Origin of the sequence: Ramlibacter aquaticus, from assembly GCF_015159745.1 — a bacterium.
Taxonomy (GTDB): Bacteria; Pseudomonadota; Gammaproteobacteria; order Burkholderiales; family Burkholderiaceae_C; genus Ramlibacter; species Ramlibacter aquaticus.
In genome coordinates, this window is sequence record NZ_JADDOJ010000045.1 from 1 (window position 1) to 18,850 (window position 18,850).

At 72.3% G+C, this 18,850-nt stretch carries 15 protein-coding genes; 7 read left to right on the forward strand and 8 right to left on the reverse strand.

Annotated features, from left to right (window positions below; translation table 11 throughout):
* Positions 1-57: 57 nt before the first annotated feature.
* Positions 58-1,599, reverse strand: a complete 1,542-nt coding sequence (locus tag IM725_RS11955; RefSeq protein ID WP_193780827.1) for a methyl-accepting chemotaxis protein — start codon at positions 1,597-1,599, stop codon at positions 58-60.
* Between the two features lie 158 nt (positions 1,600-1,757).
* Between IM725_RS11955 and IM725_RS11960 the strand changes: the two genes are divergently transcribed.
* Positions 1,758-2,237, forward strand: a complete 480-nt coding sequence (locus IM725_RS11960) for a hypothetical protein (protein WP_193780828.1) — start codon at positions 1,758-1,760, stop codon at positions 2,235-2,237.
* Positions 2,238-2,245: 8 nt separating this feature from the next.
* On the opposite strand, the gene IM725_RS11965 is transcribed toward IM725_RS11960, so the two are convergent.
* Positions 2,246-2,527: a cupin domain-containing protein gene (locus IM725_RS11965; protein ID WP_193780829.1), complete on the reverse strand. Its 282-nt coding sequence runs from the start codon at positions 2,525-2,527 to the stop codon at positions 2,246-2,248.
* A gap of 143 nt (positions 2,528-2,670) precedes the next feature.
* Here IM725_RS11965 and IM725_RS11970 point away from each other — a divergent pair, with 143 nt between their 5' ends.
* Complete coding sequence (locus IM725_RS11970; RefSeq protein WP_193780830.1) at positions 2,671-6,249, forward strand: PAS-domain containing protein; 3,579 nt, start codon at positions 2,671-2,673, stop codon at positions 6,247-6,249.
* Positions 6,250-6,268: 19 nt separating this feature from the next.
* Here IM725_RS11970 and IM725_RS11975 read toward each other — a convergent pair whose 3' ends face one another.
* The 6 genes from IM725_RS11975 to IM725_RS12000 all read right to left on the reverse strand — a co-directional run bounded on the left by IM725_RS11975 (position 6,269) and on the right by IM725_RS12000 (position 14,180).
* A complete protein-coding gene (locus IM725_RS11975; protein ID WP_193780831.1) occupies positions 6,269-7,015 on the reverse strand; it encodes a response regulator transcription factor in 747 nt (248 codons plus the stop codon).
* Between the two features lie 109 nt (positions 7,016-7,124).
* Positions 7,125-9,464: an ATP-binding protein gene (locus IM725_RS11980; protein WP_193780832.1), complete on the reverse strand. Its 2,340-nt coding sequence runs from the start codon at positions 9,462-9,464 to the stop codon at positions 7,125-7,127.
* A gap of 148 nt (positions 9,465-9,612) precedes the next feature.
* Positions 9,613-12,051 (reverse strand): xanthine dehydrogenase family protein molybdopterin-binding subunit, encoded by a 2,439-nt coding sequence (locus IM725_RS11985; protein WP_193780833.1) that lies wholly within the window; start codon positions 12,049-12,051, stop codon positions 9,613-9,615.
* On the reverse strand, positions 12,048-12,554 hold the full coding sequence (locus tag IM725_RS11990) for a (2Fe-2S)-binding protein (protein ID WP_193780834.1): 507 nt from the start codon (positions 12,552-12,554) through the stop codon (positions 12,048-12,050). The genes IM725_RS11985 and IM725_RS11990 overlap by 4 nt, the downstream gene beginning before the upstream one ends.
* An 11-nt stretch (positions 12,555-12,565) precedes the next feature.
* Positions 12,566-13,441 (reverse strand): FAD binding domain-containing protein, encoded by an 876-nt coding sequence (locus IM725_RS11995; protein WP_193780835.1) that lies wholly within the window; start codon positions 13,439-13,441, stop codon positions 12,566-12,568.
* Between the two features lie 16 nt (positions 13,442-13,457).
* Entirely contained in the window at positions 13,458-14,180 is a 723-nt protein-coding gene (locus IM725_RS12000; RefSeq protein WP_193780836.1) for a CoxG family protein, read from the reverse strand.
* Positions 14,181-14,348: 168 nt separating this feature from the next.
* Here IM725_RS12000 and IM725_RS12005 point away from each other — a divergent pair, with 168 nt between their 5' ends.
* Genes IM725_RS12005 through IM725_RS12025 form a run of 5 tightly spaced genes read left to right on the forward strand, consistent with a single transcriptional unit; the run spans position 14,349 to position 18,848 of the window.
* Positions 14,349-14,999 carry a TetR/AcrR family transcriptional regulator gene (locus IM725_RS12005; protein WP_227753772.1) on the forward strand — a complete coding sequence of 217 codons (651 nt, stop codon included), beginning with the start codon at positions 14,349-14,351 and terminating at the stop codon, positions 14,997-14,999.
* Complete coding sequence (locus IM725_RS12010; protein WP_193780838.1) at positions 14,996-15,442, forward strand: VOC family protein; 447 nt, start codon at positions 14,996-14,998, stop codon at positions 15,440-15,442. Before IM725_RS12005 ends, IM725_RS12010 begins: the two co-directional genes overlap by 4 nt.
* A gap of 2 nt (positions 15,443-15,444) precedes the next feature.
* Entirely contained in the window at positions 15,445-16,677 is a 1,233-nt protein-coding gene (locus IM725_RS12015; protein WP_193780839.1) for an FAD binding domain-containing protein, read from the forward strand.
* A 22-nt stretch (positions 16,678-16,699) separates the two neighbouring features.
* Complete coding sequence (locus IM725_RS12020) at positions 16,700-17,950, forward strand: ABC transporter substrate-binding protein (protein WP_193780840.1); 1,251 nt, start codon at positions 16,700-16,702, stop codon at positions 17,948-17,950.
* A 13-nt stretch (positions 17,951-17,963) separates the two neighbouring features.
* Positions 17,964-18,848 carry a branched-chain amino acid ABC transporter permease gene (locus IM725_RS12025; protein WP_287067385.1) on the forward strand — a complete coding sequence of 295 codons (885 nt, stop codon included), beginning with the start codon at positions 17,964-17,966 and terminating at the stop codon, positions 18,846-18,848.
* Positions 18,849-18,850: the final 2 nt, after the last annotated feature.

Sequence of the window (18,850 nt, forward strand, 5' to 3'; positions counted from 1 at the left end):
GGGCAGGGCAGGCCCGCCGCCGTCACGGCAGCGCGGGCCCACCCGGGGCTCTGCGGCTCAGGCCGCGAGCTTGAACACCGAGACCGACTCCACCAGCGACTGGGCCTGGTCGCGCAGGCTCTGCGAGGCGGCCGCGGCCTGTTCCACCAGGGCCGCGTTCTGCTGGGTGGCCTCGTCCATGGCGTTCACGGCCTGGTGCACCTGGTCGATGCCCGTGGTCTGCTCCTGCGTCGCGCTGCCGATGCGCGCCATCAGCTCGGTCATGCGGCGCACGCTGTCCACCACCTCGTCCATGGTCGAGCCGGCCTGGTGCACGCGCTGCGTGCCCGCCTCCACCCGCTGGAAGGATTCGGTGATCAGCGACTGGATCTCCTTGGCCGCCTCGGCGCTGCGGCTGGCCAGGCTGCGCACCTCGCCAGCCACCACCGCGAACCCGCGGCCCTGGTCGCCGGCGCGCGCCGCCTCCACCGCGGCGTTCAGCGCCAGGATGTTGGTCTGGAAGGCGATGCCGTCGATCACGCCGATGATGTCCACGATGCGGCGCGAGGACGCGTTGATCTCGCCCATGGTCTGCACCACCTCGGTCACCGCCTGGCCGCCGCGCGCGGCGACCTCGAAGGCCGAGTCGGCCAGGCGGCCGGCCTCGCGCGAGGTGTCGGCGTTCTGCCGCACCGTGGTCGTCAGCTGCGCCATGGAGGCGGCCGTCTGCTGCAGCGAGCTCGCCTGGTGCTCGGTGCGGCTGGACAGGTCCTGGTTGCCGCTGGAGATCTCGCCCGAGGCCAGGGCGATCGCCTCGGTGCCCTCGCGCACCTGCTGCACCAGCCCGGCCAGGCGCTGGCGCATGGACTCGATGGCCGCCATCAGGCTGTGGCTGTCGCCGGCGCGCAGGGGCACCGGCTCGCTCAGGTCGCCGGTGGCGATGCGCGAGGCCGCCGCGGCCGCCTGCGCCGGCTCGCCGCCCAGGCCGCGCTCGATGCTGCGCGCCGTGCCCAGCACCACCGCGGTGAGGAACAGGCCCACCACCGCCAGCACCGCGCCGGCGCGCCACAGGTCGGCGTGGAAGGCGGCGTCCAGGTCGTCCATGTACAGGCCGGTCATGTAGGTCCAGTCCCAGGGCTTGTACGCGGCGTCGTAGGCCAGCTTGGCCACCGGCGCCTTCTCGCCCGGCTTGGGCCACAGGTAGGCGGTGAAGCCGCCGCCGGCGGCCGTGGCCTTGAGCGCGTCCATGTAGACCAGGGTGCCGTCGGGGTCCTTGAAGGCCGCCGGGTCGGTGCCCACCAGCTCGGGCTTGAAGGGGTGCATCAGCACCTTGTGCGAGTCCAGCACGGTGAAGTAGCCGCTGCTGCCGTAGCGCAGCTGCTGGATGCGACCCAGCGCCTGCGTGCGCGCGTCGGCGGCGGAGAGCTTGCCGGCCTGGGCCATCGCGTCGAAGTCCTTGGCGATGGACACGGCCATGTCGGAGACGGCCACCAGCTGGGCCTTGCGCTCGGCCAGGCGCAGCTGGCGCAGCTGCAGCACGTCCCAGCCCATCAGGGCCAGCAGGCAGAGCCAGCTCAGCAGCAGGGGGAGGATCAGTTTTTGCCGGAATGAGAGTTTCATGGCGGGCTTCGTGGGATGCAAAGCCCCCTGTTTCGGCCGATCCGGCGGGAACCTGAGCCGGGAATGCCCCAGGTCCCTGCAAAAGCCCGGGATTTTTCTACGGATGACGAACGATTGCGTTGGTTTATGTTTCAATAGAGTGTTAACACCCGAAGCGCATGATCAACCTGCCCGCCTCCTGTTTCCGCCTCGCGGCCCACCGGGACGACAGCTTGCGCACGCTCATGGCCTCGGTGGACGCCGTGGCCGGCGTCACCTCTCCCGAAGGCCGGCGCCGTGTGCTGGTGGACCTGCGCGGCCTGGCACGCGCCATGCCGCACACCGAGGCGGTGATCCTGTGCCACCACATCGCCAGCGTGATGGTGGGCTCGCGCGTGGCCCTGCTGGCCGACGAGGTGGTGCGCGAGGGCGAGTCGGTGGCCAAGATGCTGGGCGGGCGCCTGCGCTGGTTCAGCGACCCGTCCGCCGCGATCACCTGGCTGGACTCGGCGCGCCTGCGCAACGCCAGCCTGCGCGCGGCCAACGCCGCGCTGGCGCCCATCCTGGAGGCGGTGACCCGCCCGATGACGCGCCGCCCCTCGCCCGAGACGGCCACGGCGGCCGCCACCCGCGAGGCCTTCTCCGACTCGACGCTCTGAGCGCGGGCTCAGCCGCGGCGCGCGACCCAGTAGGTGGCGCCGGCCTCACCGTAGCGCTCGCTGTGCGGCGTGCCCCGCGCGAGTTCGAAGGTGTCGCCCGGCAACAAGCGCCGCGCCGGGCCCGTGCCCACCTGCAGCCACATCTCGCCGTCCGCGACGACGGCGTTGGCATCGAAGGGGTGGGTGTGCTCCTCGAGCACGGTACGCGCCTCCCAGCGCCGCTCCAGCACCTCGTCGAAGCCTTCGGCGAGCTTGCGGGTGCGGAATTCCTCGAACGTGGACAGGGTCATGGTGCGGTCTCCGGGGTGCTCCCGCACTGTAGCGTGGCGGCCGCGGTCCGGGGATCTGGGGCGGCAATGCCCCGCTTTTCGATCGCGCCATGGGGGTGTTCGGCGCTAGCATTCCCCCAGATCAGCAGCAGGACCTCACTCATTTGGACGCGCCCGCCACCCTGACGGTGAGCCGCGCCCCGGCCGGGGACAGCGCAGCCCTGCACGCCTGGTGCGAGCACCTGCGGGCCCAGGGCGAGATGCTGGACGGCCTGGACGTGGGCCTGTGCGCCTTCGACATGGACGACCGCGCGCTGGTCTGGAACCGCAGCTTCCTGCGCCTGTTCCCCGAGCACGAGGGCTGGGTCCACCCCGGCGAGTCCTACCGCGAGAACCTGAGCCGCTTCTACCAGGTGCGGCTCAGCGAGGCCGAGCTAGCGCGCATCGAGGAGTACGTGGAGGCCGGCGTGGCCCGGCACCACGCGCAGATCGCGCCCTTCGAATTCGAGCACCGCGGCCAGCGCATCCTGGCCTCGTCCGTCACCGTGCCCGGCCTGGGCCGCGTGCGCAGCTGGCGGCCGCTGGACCGCCTTCCCGCCGGCAGCGCCTCCACCGGCGGCCTGACCGGGGCGGCGGACGAATTGCTGGCCTCGGTGCCCGAGGGCCTCGCGGTGTGCAACCACGCCGGGGCGATCGTCTGGGCCAACGACAGCTTCGCCACGCTCTACGGCGTGCCCAGCCCGCGCCTGGTGCTGGGCCAGACGCTGGAGTCGCTGTACGCCCAGGCCTGGGAGCGTGCGGCCGGGCCCCACGCGCTGCGCGAGCAGGGCCAGGCCCTGCTGGGCGAGGACCTGCGCTGGAGCGGCGCGCCCTTCGAGCTGCCGCTGCCCGGCGAGCGCTGGTGCCGCGTCATCACCCGGCCCACGCACGACGGTGCGATCTTCTGCGCGCACATCGACATCACGGCCTTGAAGCAGTACGAGAACTCGCTGCAGCTCACCCTGGACAACGCGGGCCGGGGCATCCTGCGGCTGGACCCGCAGGGCCGGGTCGTGCTGTACAACCGCTTCCTGCTGGAACTGCTGGGCCTGCCGGAGAGCCTGCTGCAGCAGCGCCCGATGATCGGCGAGGTGATCCGCTTCCAGGAGGCGCGCGGCGATTTCGGCGAGGGCAATTCCCTGATCGAGGGCAAGGCCCGCGAGGCCTTCGAGCGCGAGCGCAGCGAGTCCATGGTCACCGCCCTGCACAGCTCCGGCCACTACCTGCGCCAGACCACCGACGGCCGCGTGATCGAGGTCTTCACCCAGTACCTGCCCGACGGCGGCATGGTGCGCACCTTCTCCGACGTGAGCGACTACCTGAAGGCGCAGCGCGAGCTGGCCGACAAGTCCGGTGCGCTGGAGGTCACGCTCAACAGCATGAGCCAGGGCATCTCGGCGATAGGCGCCGACGGCCGCCTGCTGATGTGGAACCGCCGCTACCAGGAGCTGCTGGACCTGCCCGACCACCTGCTGCACCTGGGCGTGGGCATCGCCGAGGTGGTGCGCTTCCAGACCGAGCGCGGCGACTTCGGCCCCGGCTTCGAGCTGGTCGAGGACGACGCGCGCGGCTACGTGGCCGAAGGCGCGGTGGTCGCCCCGCTGGAGGGCCCCGAGACCTACCTGCGGCGCACGCACGACGGCCGCATCCTGGAGGTGCACACCCGCCCCATGCCGCAGGGCGGGGTGGTGCGCACCTTCAGCGACATCACCGCCTACGTGCGCGCCCAGGAGGCGCTGGCCGCCCAGCGCGCGCAGCTGGGCACGCTGGTGAGCAACCTGCCCGACCGCGTCTGGCTCAAGGACACCCGGGGCGTCTACCAGCTGTCCAACCCGGCGCACAGGCGCCACTACGGCCTGGGCGAAAGCGAGATCGTGGGCCGCACCGCGCAGCAGCTCTTCGGCCAGGAGGAGGGCGAGCGGCACGCCCGCACCGACCGCATCGCCATGCGCAGCCGCCAGCCCATCAGCTTCGAGGAGCGCGTGACGGACCCCGAGGGCCGCATCCGCGACGTCGAGATCGTGAAGGTGGGCGTGCGCGACGCCGAAGGCCATGTCATCGGCGTGCTGGGCATCGCCCGCGACATCACCCTGCGCAAGCAGGCCGAGGCGGCGCTGGTGCATGCCAAGGAGGTGGCCGAGGCGGGCGAGCGGGCCAAGACCGAGTTCCTGGCCAACATGAGCCACGAGATCCGCACGCCTATGAACGCGGTCATCGGCCTGTCCGAGCTGCTGCTGGGCACGCCGCTGGGCCCCACGCAGCGCGAGTTCGCCGAGGGCATCTCCGCCAGCGGCAAGTCGCTGCTCTCGGTGATCAACGACATCCTGGACTTCTCCAAGATCGAGAGCGGGCGGCTCGAACTCGAGCGCGAACCGGTCGACCTGGAGGAGTGCGTGGAAAGCGCGCTGGGCATGAACGCGGGCGCCGCCTCCGCCAAGGGCCTGGAGCTTTTGTGCGACATCGACGCCTCGGTGCCCGACTTCGTGCTGGGCGACGCCGCGCGCCTGCGCCAGGTGCTGGTGAACCTGGTGAGCAACGCGGTCAAGTTCACGCCCCAGGGCGAGGTGGTGGTGCGGCTGGCCTGCGTCACCCCGGAGCAGGGCGCGACCGTGCTGCACGGCTGCGTGCGCGACACCGGCATCGGCATCCCGGCCTCGCGCATGGACCGGCTCTTCCAGGTGTTCAGCCAGGTCGATGCCTCGACCACGCGCAAGTACGGCGGCACCGGCCTGGGGCTGGCGATCTGTCGCCGGCTGGTGCAGGTGATGGGCGGCCGCATCTGGGCCCGCTCGGTGGAGGGCCACGGCTCCGAGTTCCATTTCGAGCTGCCCTTCGAGCCGGCCGCGCCGCTGGCGGCGCCGGCCGAGCTGCCGCGCCTGCCCGCCGGCCTGCGGGTGCTGGTGATGCACGGCAACCGGGCCGTCGCCGGCGTGCTGGCGCGCCAGCTCGCGCGCTCGGGCGTGGAGGCCCTGGCGGTCACCAGCGCCGACGAGGCCGCCCAGGCGACCGGCACCGGGGCCGTGGCCGCGGTGCTGCTGGACGAGCGGCTGCCCGGCGCCGCCGGCCTGCTGCAGGCCGCGGGCCGCCCGGGCGGCGTGCCGGTGCTGCTGCTGCGCTCGGACATCCGCCTGCCCGCGCAGCCGGCCCAGCAGCAGGTGCCGGTGGTGCGCACGCCCTTCCGGCGCCGCGCGGTGCTGCAGGCCCTGGCCAGCCTGCTGCCGGCGCCCCCCCAGGAGGCGTCGCCGCCGTCATCGTCCCCCGCGGCCCCGGCGGTGGCGACCGCCGCGGACGGCCCGCCCCAGGCGCCGCTGCCCCTGCGGCTGCTGCTGGCCGAGGACAACGAGATCAACCAGATGGTGGCCGAGCACATGCTGGCCAGCTTCGGCTACGAGGTCGAGATCGTGGGCGACGGCCAGCTCGCGCTGGACGCGGTGGCGGCCGCGCAGGAGCAGGGCCACCCCTACGACGTGGTGCTGATGGACGTGCAGATGCCGGTGATGGACGGCCTGGAGAGCACGCGCCGCATGCGCGAGCGCCAGCGCGGCCCGCGCCCCTGGATCATCGCCATGACGGCGAACGCGATGCAGGGCGACCGCGACGCCTGCATCGCCGCCGGCATGGACGACTACATCGCCAAGCCCATCCACGTCGCCGACGTGGGCGCGGCGCTGCAGCGCGCCGCCGCCGGGCTGCAGGGCCGCTGAGGCCCGCGGCCCGCCGGGCTCAGGCGGCCAGCAGGTCCTCGTCGCTGCGCACGCCGGCCATGCGGCGGTCGAGCCGGGCGCCGGATTCGGCTTTTTCCAGTCGGTAGCCGAAGCCGTACACCGACACCAGGCGCAGTTCCGCCTCGCTCTCCAGGCCCAGCTTGCGGCGCAGCCGGCTGATGTGCGTGTCCAGGGTGCGGGTGCTGGAGCCGGGCTCGTTGTTCCACACCTGCTCCAGCAGCTGCTTGCGCGAGACCGTGCGCCCCAGCGCCGCGAAGAGGTGGAAGGCGAGGTCGAACTCCTTCTGCGTCAGGCGCACCGGGCGGCCCTCGCAGGTGATGTCGCGCCCTTCCACGTCGATGGCAAAGCGGCCGATCCGGCCCGAGGACACGCCCTGCTCGCCGCGCACGCGGCGCAGCACCGCCTGCACGCGCGCGAGCAGCGCCATGGCGCGCGGCGGCTTGACCACGTAGTCGTCGGCGCCGGCGTTGAGCGCGCGCACCACGTCGCGCTCGTCGTCGTTGGCCGTCACCACGATGACGGGCATCTCCGAGCGCAGGCTGCCGCGCAGCATGCGGATCACGTCCTCCCCGGTGCCGTCGGGCAGCCGCCAGTCCAGCAGCAGCAGGCCGTAGTCGCCCAGCTGCAGCCCCAGCATCAGCGCCTGGATGCTGTCGAAGCTCTCGAATTCATAGCCGCCCATGCCCAGCAGCCGCTGGAAGAGCAGGCTCTGGTTGGGGTCGTCTTCCAGGATCGCGATTCGCATGCCGGGGCTCCCGTCGATTGAAACAACATTATGACGGAATACATTCTAAACACAAAAATCGAATAGCGCCCCGGGTGGTTTCCACAGGGGTGCCGCGGCCGCCGGGCGCTTACAGCGTGGACAGGATCCCGGGGTCCACCGGCTTGGTCCAGTGGGCGTCGAAGCCGGCCTGCTGCGACTGGCGCCTGTCCTCCGGCTGGCCCCAGCCCGTGAGCGCGACCAGGCGCGGGCGCGGCCGGCCCTCGGCCATCTGGTGGATGCGCCTGGCGACCTCGTGGCCGCTGATGTCGGGCAGGCCGATGTCCAGCAGCACCACGTCGGGCGGGGCGGCGCGGCAGGCTTCCAGCGCGGCCTGGCCGTCGTGCGCGACGCGCGGCCGGTGGCCCATCATCTCCAGCAGCGAGGCCAGGGATTCGGCGGCGTCCACGTTGTCGTCCACCACCAGCACCGACTTGCCGGCGGCGGCCGCGGCCGGTTCAGGGGCCTGCGGCGCCTCCGGCCGCGGCGCGGCCGCCAGCACCGGCAGCCAGGCCTCGAAGCGGCTGCCCTTGCCGGGGCCCTCGCTGTGCGCGCTGATGCGCCCGCCGTGCATCTCGAGGATGGCGCGCACCAGGTAGAGGCCCACGCCCAGCCCCTGGCGCGCGGCACCGCCCGCCTGGCTGAAGAGCTCGAAGGCATGCGCCAGGAAGGCCGGCTGCATGCCGATGCCGTTGTCCGCCACGCTGACGCGGTGGCCGTCCGCGCCGGCCTGGGCCGTGAGGCGGATGCGGCCGCCCGTGGGCGTGTACTTCACCGCGTTGTTCAGCAGGTTGGCGAAGACCTGGGTCAGCCGCACCGCATCGCCCAGCACCTGCATGGGCGCCTCGGGCAGCTGCAGCTCCAGCACGTGGCCGGCCTCCACGGCCTGCGGGCGGCAGCTGTCGGCCGCGGCCTGCAGCACCTCGCGCAGGTCCAGCGGGACGCGCCGCAGCTCGATCTTGCCGGAGTTGATGCGCGCCATGTCCAGCAGGTCGTCCACCAGCCGGGCCAGGTGGTGGCCCTGCCGCTCCAGGATGGGCAGCACCTTGGCCAGGGCGGCGGCCGGGTCCGGCGCCCGGCGCAGGATGGCCAGGCCGTTGGCCAGCGGGGCGAGCGGGTTGCGCAGCTCGTGCGCGAGCGTGGCCAGGAACACGTCCTTGGCCGCGTCGGCGTCGCGCAGCGCCTGCACCAGCGAGGCGTTTTCCAGGGCGACGGCGGCCCGTGCCGCCAGGTCCATCGCCTGGGCCAGCTCGCGCTCGCCATAGGTGCGGCGCGATTCGGCGCTGACGAAGGCGATCACGCCCAGCGCGCGGCCCGGGCCCGGGATGGGCACCGCCATCCAGGAGTGCAGGCCCAGCGCGCGGATGGCCGCCAGCTCCGCGGGATCGGCGATGCCCTCGCGCAGCATCGCGTCCGTGATCTCGGGCACCAGCCCCGGCTCGCCGGTCATGGCGACCTTCCACTCGCCGCCGGTGCCGGGGCGGGGCGGGTACTTGGCGTGGATCTCGCGCGCCAGCTGCTCCTTGGCGGGGTCCGTGTGGGCCACGGCGAGGCGCTCCAGCCGTTCGCCGGCCAGCAGGTCCACGGTGCACCAGTCGGCGAAGTGGGGCACGGCCAGCCGCGCGATGCGGGCCAGCGCCTGCTGGCGGTCGCCCACGGCCGCCAGCTCGCGGCTGGCGTGCAGCAGGAACTCGCGGTCGGCCTCCTCGCGCTTGCGGGCGTCGATGCCGGTGCACACGCCCATCATGAGCAGGCGGCCGGTGACCGGCTCGCGCGTGGTGCTGCCGCGCCCTTCCAGCCAGTGGGCGCTGCCGTCCGGCCAGCGCACCCGGTACTCGACGCGGTGGTCCTGCTGCTGGCGGGCCGCGGCGTCCACGGCCGCGAACAGGGTGGCCCGGTCGTCCTCGTGCACCAGGCTGAAGTAGTCGGCCGGCGGCGGGCCCTGGGGCGGCAGCCCGTGCAGCGCATACATCTGCGGCGACCACCAGTGCTGCCCCGCGGTCCAGTCGGATTGCCACAGCGCCATGTTGCCGGCCGCGAGCGCCAGGTTCAGGCGCTTCTCGGTGGCGTCCTGGCGCAGCAGCAGGGTGCGCGCATGGCTGGTGACGGCGGCGCCCAGCGCGCAGGCGGCGAAGAAGGCCCCCATGAGGATGCGGTCGGCTTCGCGCCGGATCTCGAAGCTGCCGATGGGCTCCATCCAGGCCCAGGCGATGCACACGCCGCTGACCACGGTCGACAGCACGGCCGGACGCCAGCCCGACAGGAAGGCGACCAGCAGCACGGCCGGCAGGAAGGGCAGCAGCGGGGCGCGGCCGTCCAGCATGTGCTGCAGCGGCACGTTGAGCAGCGCGGCCGTGGCCGGGATGAGCAAGGCGCAGGCCCAGCGCACCCAGGGGTTGCGCAGGGGGACCAGGGCGACGGCTCGTTCCATGGGGTGTTGGGCCAATGTACTCCAGCCTGCTGCGGCTGTGGCGCCCGCGGCCGCGCAAGGCGTGGCTGGGCTGGAAGGTGCCGCGCCAGCGCGGCGGTGCGGGCCGGAGGGCGTCGGGGCTGCGCCGCGCGGGCGCAGCGCGACGCGCTCAGCCCACGTGGCCCAGGGCGCGCAGGATCTTCTCCGGCGTGGCGGGCTGCGACCAGACCTGCGCCTGCAGGGGCGCCAGCGCGTCGTTGATCGCGTTCATCACCGCCGCGGGCGCGCCCGCGGTGCCGGCCTCGCCGGCGCCCTTGGCGCCGAGCTGGCTGCTGCGCGTGGGCGTTTCCACGTGGGCGACGACGATGTCGGGCATCTCGCCGCTCATGGGCACCAGGTAGTCGGCCAGGCTGGCGTTGCGCATCAGGCCCTCGTCGTCGTAGAGGCACTCCTCCAGCAGCGCGCCGCCGATGCCCTGCACGATGGCGCCGCGGATCTGCTCGTCCACCAGGCCGGGGTTGATGACACGGCCGCAGTCCTCCACCGCCCAGTGCTTGAGCAGCTTCACGAAGCCGGTCTCGGTGTCCACCTCGACATAGGCGGCCTGGATGCCGTTGGTGAAGATGAAGGGGTAGTCGCGCTGCGCGTAGTGCCGCGTCACCATCAGCTCGGGCGTGAAGTCCGCGGGCAGGGTGTCGGAGCGGTAGTAGGCGATGCGGCCCAGCTCGGCGAAGGGAAGCAGGGTCTTGCCCGTGCCGCGCTCGACCACCTCGCCGCGGTGCACCGCGAGCTCCGCCACCTCGCGCTTGAGGATCACCGCGGCCAGCTGCAGGACGTTGGCCCGCAGCGCCTGGCCCGCGAGCAGCACGGCCTCGCCGCCGATGCCGGCGCCGCGCGAGGCCCAGGTGCCGCCGCCGTAGGGCGTGACGTCGGTGTCGCCGGTCACCACGCGCACCTTGTCCAGGTCCACGCCCACCGCGTCGGCCGCGATCTGGCGGAAGATGCCCTCGTTGCCCTGGCCCTGCTCGCCCACGCCGCTCATCACCACGATCGCGCCGGAGGGGTCCAGCCGCATCGTGGCGCCGTCCTGCGAGGCGATGCGCGCGCCGCCCACGCCGTAGAAGGCCGCGCTCGGGTTGGTCAGCTCGATCAGCGTCGCGAAGCCGATGCCGCGGTGGATGCCCTGGGCCCGCAGCGCCTTCTGCTCGGCCAGCAGGGCGGGGTAGTCCATCAGCGTGCGGATCTTCGCCAGGCACTGGTCGTGCGACAGGCTCTCGAGCTTGATGCCGCTGGCCCCGGTGGCCGGGTAGGCGTCGTCGGGGATCACGTTGCGCTGGCGGAATTCCAGCGGGTCCATGCCGATCTTGCGCGCCGCCAGGTCCACCAGGCCCTCGGTCACCGCGCAGGCGATGGGGTGGCCCACGCCGCGGTACTGGCAGGTCGGCGTCTTGTTCTGGAACACCACGTCCAGGTGGGCGCGGTACTGCTTGTGCTTGTAGGGCCCGCCCACCAGGTTCACCACCTGGTTGCCCTCGATCGCGCTGGTGCGCGGGAACATGGAGTAGGGGCCGATGCCGGTCAGGTCGTCGATCTCGAAGGCCAGGATCTCGCCGTCCCGGTTGCAGGCGATGCGGCCCTTCACGCGGTGGTGGCGGGCGTGGATGTCGCTGGTGAAGGACTCCAGCCGGTCGGCCATGAACTTCACCGGCCGGCGGCACAGCATGGACAGCGCCACGGTGGCGAAGTCGTCCGGGTAGGCGTGCACCTTGATGCCGAAGGAGCCGCCCACGTCGCGGCAGATCACGCGCACGGCCGACTCGGGCAGGTCGAACTGGCGGGCGTACAGGTCCTGCATCATGTGCGGGGCCTGGAACGAGTGGTACACGGTGAGGCGCTGGTCGCCCGGGTTCCAGTCGGCCAGCACGGCGCGCGGCTCCAGGGTCACGCCGGTGTGGCGGCCGAATTCGAAGGTGGCCTCGGCCACGGCGTCGGCCCGGGCGAAGGCCTCGTCCACGCCGCCGGTGTCCAGGTGGCGGGTGAAGCAGAGGTTGTCGCCCAGCTCGGGGTGGATCAGCGGCGTGGTGGGCGCGAGCGCGGCCTCCATGTCGACCACCGGCGGCAGGCGCTCGAAGTCCACCTGCACCAGCTGCAGCGCGTCCTCGGCCTGCTCGCGCGTCTCGGCCACCACGGCCAGCACCGGCTCGCCCTGCCAGCAGGCCCTTTCCATGGCCAGCGGGTACTGCGGGGCCGACTTCATGCCCGCCAGGTGCGCCAGCGTGGCGACCCAGGGCTTGCAGACGGCGGCGATGTCCTGCCCGTCGGCGATGCGGATCACGCCGGGCATCCGGCGCGCGGCCTCCACGTCGATGCGCAGGATGCGCATGTGCGCCACCGGGCTGCGCCAGAACACCACGTGCGCCATGCGCGGCAGCTCGATGTCGTCCAGGAACTGGCCGCGTCCTTCGACCAGGCGGCGCGCGCTGGGGCGCTCGGCGTTGCTGCCGATGTAGCGCGGGTCCTCGGTGACGGGCGGCAGCAGCTTCTCCTGCTCGGTGCGCGGGCGCTCCTCGACCTCGACGCCGGCGCGGGGGTGCAGGGCGGTGCTCATGCGGCCTCCTGCGCCGGAAGGCTCTTGCGGCCGGCCCGCAGGTCCAGGGTTTCGCAGATCGCGTCCACGATCGCGTGGTAGCCGGTGCAGCGGCAGTAGTTGCCGCTCATCCACTCGCGCACCTCGGTGCGGGTCGCATCGGGCTTGGCCGCCAGCAGCTCCTTGGCCGCCATCACCATGCCCGGCGTGCAGAAGCCGCACTGCAGGGCGTTGTGGCGCACGAAGGCCTCCTGCAGGTCGCGCACGTCGCCATCTTCGGAGAGGCCCTCGATGGTGCGCACGCTGCAGCCCTGGGCCTGCACGGCCAGGGTCAGGCAGCCGCGCACGATGCGGCCGTCCACCTCGACGGTGCAGGCGCCGCAGACGCCGTGTTCGCAGCCCAGGTGCGAGCCCTTGAGGCCCAGGTCGTTGCGGATGAAGTCGACCAGGTGGCGGCGAGGCTGCACCGCGCACTGCTGCGGCTGGCCGTTGACGGTGAGGGAGAGGGTGTGGAGTTCGGCCATGTCGTCGTCCTTCAGGCGGTGATGGCGGCGCGGCTGGCCCGGGCGGCCCGCAGCAGGCGGCGCGCCAGCACGGTGGCGAGGTGGCGCTTGGTCTCGGCGGAGTGCGTGAGGTCGGGCATGGGGTCCAGCTCGGACTTCAGCGAGGCCGCGGCGATCTCGAGGGTGGCGTCGTCCAGGGCCTTGCCGGCCAGCAGGGCCTCGGTCTGGCGCGCCCGCACCGGCGTCGCGCCCAGGCCCAGGAAGGACAGGCGCACCTCGCGCGCGACGGTGCCATCGAAGCGCGCGGCCACCGCCAGGCCGGCGACGGCGTAGTCGCCATGGCGGCGGGCCAGCTCGTCGAAGGCGAACCAGTCGGCTGTGGTGGCCAGCGGCACGTCGGCGCCGGTGACGATCTCGCCGGGCTGCAGGTCGGTGGTGTAGAGGTCCTGGAAGAACTCGGTGGCCGGGATGCGACGCTCGCCGCCCGGGCCCTGCACGCTGACCACGCCTTCCAGCGCGCACAGGCAGCAGGGCCATTCGGCCGCCGGGTCGGCGTAGGCGATGGAGCCGCCCCAGGTGCCGGCGTTGCGGATCGCGCGGTGCGCGATGTGCGGCGCGGCCGCGGCCAGCATGGGCGCATGCTCGGCCACCAGGGCCGAGGACTCGATGTCGGTGTGCGTGGCCAGCGCACCGATGAACAGGCGGTCGCCGCGCCGCTGGATGCCGCGCAGGTCGGCCAGGCCGGTGATGTCGATCAGCAGCGTGGGCTCGGACAGCCGCATGTTGAGCGTGGCCAGCAGCGTCTGGCCGCCGGCGAGGATGCGGGCGTCGTCGCCGTGGCGGGCCAGCAGATCCAGCGCTTCGGCGAGGCTGCTCGCCTTGACGTAGTCGAACGGGGGAGCCTTCATGGGGCCTCCTTCAAATTCAGTGGAAGAGCCGGGCGCCCAGCCACACGCCGAAGCCCGTGGATGCGACACCGAGGACAAACCAGAGCACCCGGGAGAATTCGCTCCCCCCCGATGCGCCTTCGGCGCCTCCCCCCCGGGGGGGCGCCACCACGGGCCCGGCAGAGCCGGTTCCAGGGTGGCCCTGGATCGCAGCCGTGCCGGCTGCCAGCGGCGCGGCGGTGGCCGCGTCCGCCGCCGCGATGCCTGCTTCGGCGGTCGGGGGGACAGTTTCGATTACGCCAGCGGCCGCAGGGACCGCCTCCGGCGCCAGGTGCGCGCGCAGCTTGTCAAAGAACTGGTCGGCCAGCTGCTTGGCTGAGGCGTCGATCATGCGGCCGCCGATCTGGCCCAGCTTGCCGCCGACGGAGGCCTTGACGGTGTACGACAGCGTGGTGCCGCCCTCGGCGTCCACCAGCTCCACCCGCGACTGGCCCGAGGCCATGCCGGCAGCGCCGCCCGAGCCCTCGAAGGCCATCACGCAGCGCTGCGGCGCCTCCACCTCGGAGAGCGTGACCTTGCCGTTGAAGCGGGCCCGCACCGGGCCGACCTTGACCATCACCCGCACGCGGCGCTCGGTGGGCGAATCGTCCTGCACCTCCTCGCAGCCGGGGATGCATTCGCGCAGCACCGCCGCGTCGTTGAGCGCCTGCCACACGCGCTCGCGCGGGGCTGCCATGAGGACTTCGCCAGTGAGTTCCATGCGTGTGTTCTTTTGCTGCAGTGCGGCCTAGGGTTGGACCCGATGGCCGTATTGACCAAGCGTTAAACAATGCTACGCATGGTTGACAGCTTGGTAAATAGCGGCCGACCCGGGACTAACCCTGAAGCCGCCGAACCGTCCGGCCGCGCCGCCCCCGTGCGCCGCCGGATGAGCACGGCCGAGCGCGAAAAGCACATCGTCGAGGGCGCGATCGCCTTCTTCTCCGAGCACGGCTTCGACGCCCAGATGCGCGAGCTGGCGTCCGCCATCGGCGTCACGCACACCCTGGTCTACCACTACTTCCCGACCAAGCAGGCGCTGGTGGACCGCGTCTACCTGGAGGTCTTCGAGGGCCGCTGGAAGCCCGAGTGGGAGACCCTGCTGGACGACCGGAGCATCCTGGTGCAGGACAAGCTGGTGCGCTTCTACGTGGACTACGCCCGCACCGTGCTCACGCGCGAGTTCGTGCGCATCCTCATCTTCTCCGGCCTCACGGACCGCAGCATCACCGGCCGCTTCTTCGACATGCTGGGCGACCGCCTGTTCCCGCGCCTGGTGCGCGAGACGCGGCGCCACCGCGGCAGCGCCAGCCGGGCCCGCCCCACGGCGCGCGAGCACGAGCTGCTGATGGGCCTGCACGGCGGCATCTTCTACGGCGGCATGCGGGCCTTCGTGTATGGCCGCGCCATCCACCCCGACATGGACCGCCTCGACGACGAAACCCTGATTGCCGACCGCGTGCGCAGCTACCTGGACGCCAGCCTCGCGCTGGAGCCGGCCGGCGCGGCGGTGCCCAAGCCCGCAAGGAAGAAAGCATGAGCCTCTCCCTGAACCACTTCTCCGTCCGCACCCTGGACCTGGACGCGACGCGCCGCTTCTATGAAGTGGTGCTGGGCCTGACCGTGGGCCCGCGCCCGCCCTTTCCATTTCCCGGCCTGTGGATGTACCGCGGCGACCATGGCGACTACGCCAACGCCGCCGTGCACATCATCGGCATGGACCCGGACGATCCCGAGGGCCTGAAGAAGTACCTGGGCGACCGCGACCCGTCCTCGCTCAAGGGCACGGGCGCGGTGGACCACGTGGCCTTCTTCGCCACCGGCCTGGCGGGCATGGTGGAGCACCTGCAGGCGTTGCAGATCGAGATCCGGCAGCGCACGGTGCCCAGCATCGGCCTGCACCAGATCTTCCTGGACGACCCGAACGGCGTCGTCATCGAGCTCAACTACCCCGCGGCCGAGGCCGCCGCGCTGGGCGTCTGAAGATGGCACGCATCCTAGTAGCGGGCGGATCGCTGGGCGGCCTCACGGCCGCCAACCTGCTCGCGCGGGCCGGCCACGAGGTGCAGGTGATCGAGAAGGCCGCCGGCAGCATGGACGGCCGGGGTGCCGGCATCGTCACGCACACGGCGCTGGTGGATGCGCTGCGCCGCTGCGGCCTGCCCGAGGGCGAGGCCCTGGGCGTGGCCATCCCCGGCCGCATCACGCTGGACGTGCAGGCCGGGGTGCTGGGCGAGATGGCCCTGCCGCAGGTGCTCACCTCCTGGAGCCGGCTGTACCACCTGCTGCGCGGGCTGCTGCCCGCGGGCGTCGCCTACCGCCAGGGTGTCACGCTGGAATCCGTCGCGCAGGACGCCCAGGGCGTGCGCGCCGCCACCAGCGCCGGCACGCTGGAGGCCGACCTGCTCATCGCGGCCGACGGCATACGCTCGGCCGTGCGCCAGCAGCTGTGGCCGGACGTGCAGCCGCAGTACGCGGGCTACGTGGCCTGGCGCGGCCTGACCGACGAGGCCGTGCTGTCCGAGGGCACGCGCGCGCTGGTGTTCGAGCGCTTCGGCTTCTGCCTGCCCCCGGCGGAGCAACTCATCGGCTACCCCGTGGCGGGCGCGGGCAACCGCACTGAGCCCGGCCACCGGGCCTGGAATTTCGTCTGGTACCGCGGCGCCCCCGCGCCGCTGCGCCTGGCCGAGCTGCTGACCGACGCGGATGGCGTGCACTATCCGCTGGGCATCCCGCCGCACCGCGTGAACTGGCGCGAGGTCGCGCACATGCGCGAGGCCGCGCGCCGCCTGCTGGCGCCCGCCTTCGCCGAGATCATCGAGAAGTGCGCCCAGCCCTTCCTGCAGCCCATCTTCGACGTGGTGTCCGACCAGCTCGCGCAGGGGCGCGTCGCCTTGCTGGGCGACGCCGCCTTCGTGGCCCGCCCGCACGTGGGTATGGGCGTCACCAAGGCCATGCAGGACGCCGTGGCCCTGGCCGAGGCGATCGCCGCGCACGGCGCCAGCCCAGGCGCGCTGGCCGCCTACGAGGCCGCGCGGCTGGGCCCGGGCCGCGAGGTCGCGGAGCGCGCGCGCCGCCTGGGCGCCTACATGCAGTCCTGCGGGCAGGGCGCGTCGCCCCTGGCCCGCGATGCCCGCACCGTGATGGCCGAGACCGCCATCGACCTGGACCTGCCTTCCCCCCAAGCCGGCGCCAGACCGGCCACCATCCCCGCCTGACCCCCAGCCACTGGAGACAACCATGAACGATTCCCGCTCGCTGACCGACTTCTCGCGCCGCCGCCTCCTGCAGGCGGGCGCCGCAGGCGCTGCCCTCGCGGCCTCGCCTTTCGCGATCAACATCGTGCGCGCCCAGGGCGGTCCGATCCGCATCGGCTTTCCCACGCCGCTGACCGGGGCCTTCTCGGCCGAGGCGCAGGACCAGGTGCGCGCCGCCGAGCTGGCGGTGAAGGAGTTCAACGACGCGGGCGGCTTCCAGGGCCGCAAGGTCGAGCTGCTGGTGCGCGACGACAAGCTCAATCCCGGCGAGGCCGCCACCCGCACGCTGGAGCTGATCGAGAAGGACAAGGTCGACTTCATCGTCGGCTCGCTGTCGGCGGCCACGCAGCTGTCGATCAACGCGGTCACCCGGGAACGCAAGGTGATCTTCAACTCCATCAGCCAGTCCGACGCGATCAACGAGGCCAAGGACTGGAGCCCCTACACCTTCCACGAGGCGCTGAACCCGCACATGACGGCCGGCGCCGTGGCGCGCTATGCCTTCCCGAAGTTCGGCAAGCGCATCGTCTACCTCACGGCCGACTACGCCTACGGCCACGAGATGGTGCGCGGCTTCGAGCGTGCCGGCAAGGAACTGGGCGCCACCACCCTGGCGGACATCCGCCACCCGCTGGGCGCCGCCGACTATTCCGCCTTCCTGCCGCGCATCCAGGCCCTCAAGCCCGACGTGCTGGTGCTGTGCAACTTCGGCCGCGACCTGGTGAACTCGGTCAAGCAGGCCACCGACTTCGGCCTGAAGTCCACCACGCGCATCGTGGCGCCGGTGCTGCTCTTCACCTCGCGCCTGGCCGGTGGCGCCGACGCCTTCGACGGCGTGGTGGGCGGCACCTCCTACTACTGGGGCATGGAGGACACCGTGCCCGCGGCCAAGGTCTTCAACGACAAGTTCCGCAAGGCCTACGGCGGCGCCGTGCCCTCCGACTACGGCGCACTCGGCTACGCCGGCGTGCGCAGCGTGCTGGCGGCCATGGTGGAAGCCAAGACCACCGAGTCGTCCAAGGTGGCTGAGGTGCTGGGCCGCCTGAAGTACAACTGGTACAAGGGCGACCAGTCCTACCGCAAGTGCGACCACCAGTCGGTGCAGTCGGTGATCATCGTCGAGTCCAAGTCCAAGGGCATGAAGGACAAGAACGACGTCTTCAGCGTGCTGTCCATCGAACAGCCCAACGAGGCCAACCTGCGCAGCTGCACCGAGCTGGGCTTCAAGGCCTGACGGGGGAGGGCACGTGGGCGAATTCACTCCGCAACTGCTGGCGCTGCAGCTGGTCTCCGGCATCGCGCTGGGCGCGGTCTATGCGCTGCTGGCCGTCGGCCTGTCGCTGATCTTCGGCATGCTGACGGTGGTGAATTTCGCCCACGGTGCCTTCTTCATGGTCGGCGCCTTCCTGGGCGTCTACTTCCAGACGGTGACCGGCAGCTTCCTGCTCAGCCTGCTGATCACTCCCCTGGTGGTGGGCGGGGTGGGCTTGCTGTGCGAGCGCTTCCTGGTGCGGCCGCTCTACGGCCGCGGCATCGACTACCCGCTGCTGCTCACCTTCGGCCTCTCCTACGTGATGATCGAGGCGGTGCGCACCCTGTTCGGCATCGAGGGCGTGCCCTCGTCCACGCCGGCCGCGCTGCGCGGCGCGGTGAACCTGGGCTTCGGCCACTTTCCCCTGTACCGGCTGGTGCTGATCGGCGCCACCGCGGTGGTGGTGCTGGCGCTGTGGCTGTTCATCGAGAAGACGCGCTACGGCCTCATCATCCGCGCCGGCTCGCGCGACCCGGAGATCGTGCGCGTGCTGGGCATCGACGTGGGCCGGGTGTGGCTGCTGGTGTTCGGCATCGGCACCGCGATCGCCGGGCTGTCGGGCGTACTGGCCGCGCCCACGCGGGCGGTGAATCCCGAGATGGGCATCAGCGTGCTGGCCGAGTCCTTCGTCGTCACCGTCGTGGGCGGCATGGGCTCGCTGCCGGGCGCGGTGGTGGCCGGCCTGCTGGTGGGCGTGGTCTTCAGCATGAGCTCCCTGCTGGTGCCCGACCTCGCCGAACTCTCCATCTTCGTGCTGATGGCGCTGGTGCTGCTGGTGCGGCCGCAGGGCCTGTTCGGCAAGGCCGGGCTGATGGGCTGAGC

What these genes read in the sequence shown, in the direction of transcription:
- IM725_RS11955 (WP_193780827.1), bottom strand. Translation starts at nt 1,599, where the DNA reads ATGAAACTCTCATTCCGGCAAAAACTGATCCTCCCCCTGCTGCTGAGC.
- IM725_RS11960 (WP_193780828.1), top strand. Translation starts at nt 1,758, where the DNA reads ATGATCAACCTGCCCGCCTCCTGTTTCCGCCTCGCGGCCCACCGGGAC.
- IM725_RS11965 (WP_193780829.1), bottom strand. Translation starts at nt 2,527, where the DNA reads ATGACCCTGTCCACGTTCGAGGAATTCCGCACCCGCAAGCTCGCCGAA.
- IM725_RS11975 (WP_193780831.1), bottom strand. Translation starts at nt 7,015, where the DNA reads ATGCGAATCGCGATCCTGGAAGACGACCCCAACCAGAGCCTGCTCTTC.
- IM725_RS11980 (WP_193780832.1), bottom strand. Translation starts at nt 9,464, where the DNA reads ATGGAACGAGCCGTCGCCCTGGTCCCCCTGCGCAACCCCTGGGTGCGC.
- IM725_RS11985 (WP_193780833.1), bottom strand. Translation starts at nt 12,051, where the DNA reads ATGAGCACCGCCCTGCACCCCCGCGCCGGCGTCGAGGTCGAGGAGCGC.
- IM725_RS11990 (WP_193780834.1), bottom strand. Translation starts at nt 12,554, where the DNA reads ATGGCCGAACTCCACACCCTCTCCCTCACCGTCAACGGCCAGCCGCAG.
- IM725_RS11995 (WP_193780835.1), bottom strand. Translation starts at nt 13,441, where the DNA reads ATGAAGGCTCCCCCGTTCGACTACGTCAAGGCGAGCAGCCTCGCCGAA.
- IM725_RS12000 (WP_193780836.1), bottom strand. Translation starts at nt 14,180, where the DNA reads ATGGAACTCACTGGCGAAGTCCTCATGGCAGCCCCGCGCGAGCGCGTG.
- IM725_RS12005 (WP_227753772.1), top strand. Translation starts at nt 14,349, where the DNA reads ATGAGCACGGCCGAGCGCGAAAAGCACATCGTCGAGGGCGCGATCGCC.
- IM725_RS12010 (WP_193780838.1), top strand. Translation starts at nt 14,996, where the DNA reads ATGAGCCTCTCCCTGAACCACTTCTCCGTCCGCACCCTGGACCTGGAC.
- IM725_RS12015 (WP_193780839.1), top strand. Translation starts at nt 15,445, where the DNA reads ATGGCACGCATCCTAGTAGCGGGCGGATCGCTGGGCGGCCTCACGGCC.
- IM725_RS12020 (WP_193780840.1), top strand. Translation starts at nt 16,700, where the DNA reads ATGAACGATTCCCGCTCGCTGACCGACTTCTCGCGCCGCCGCCTCCTG.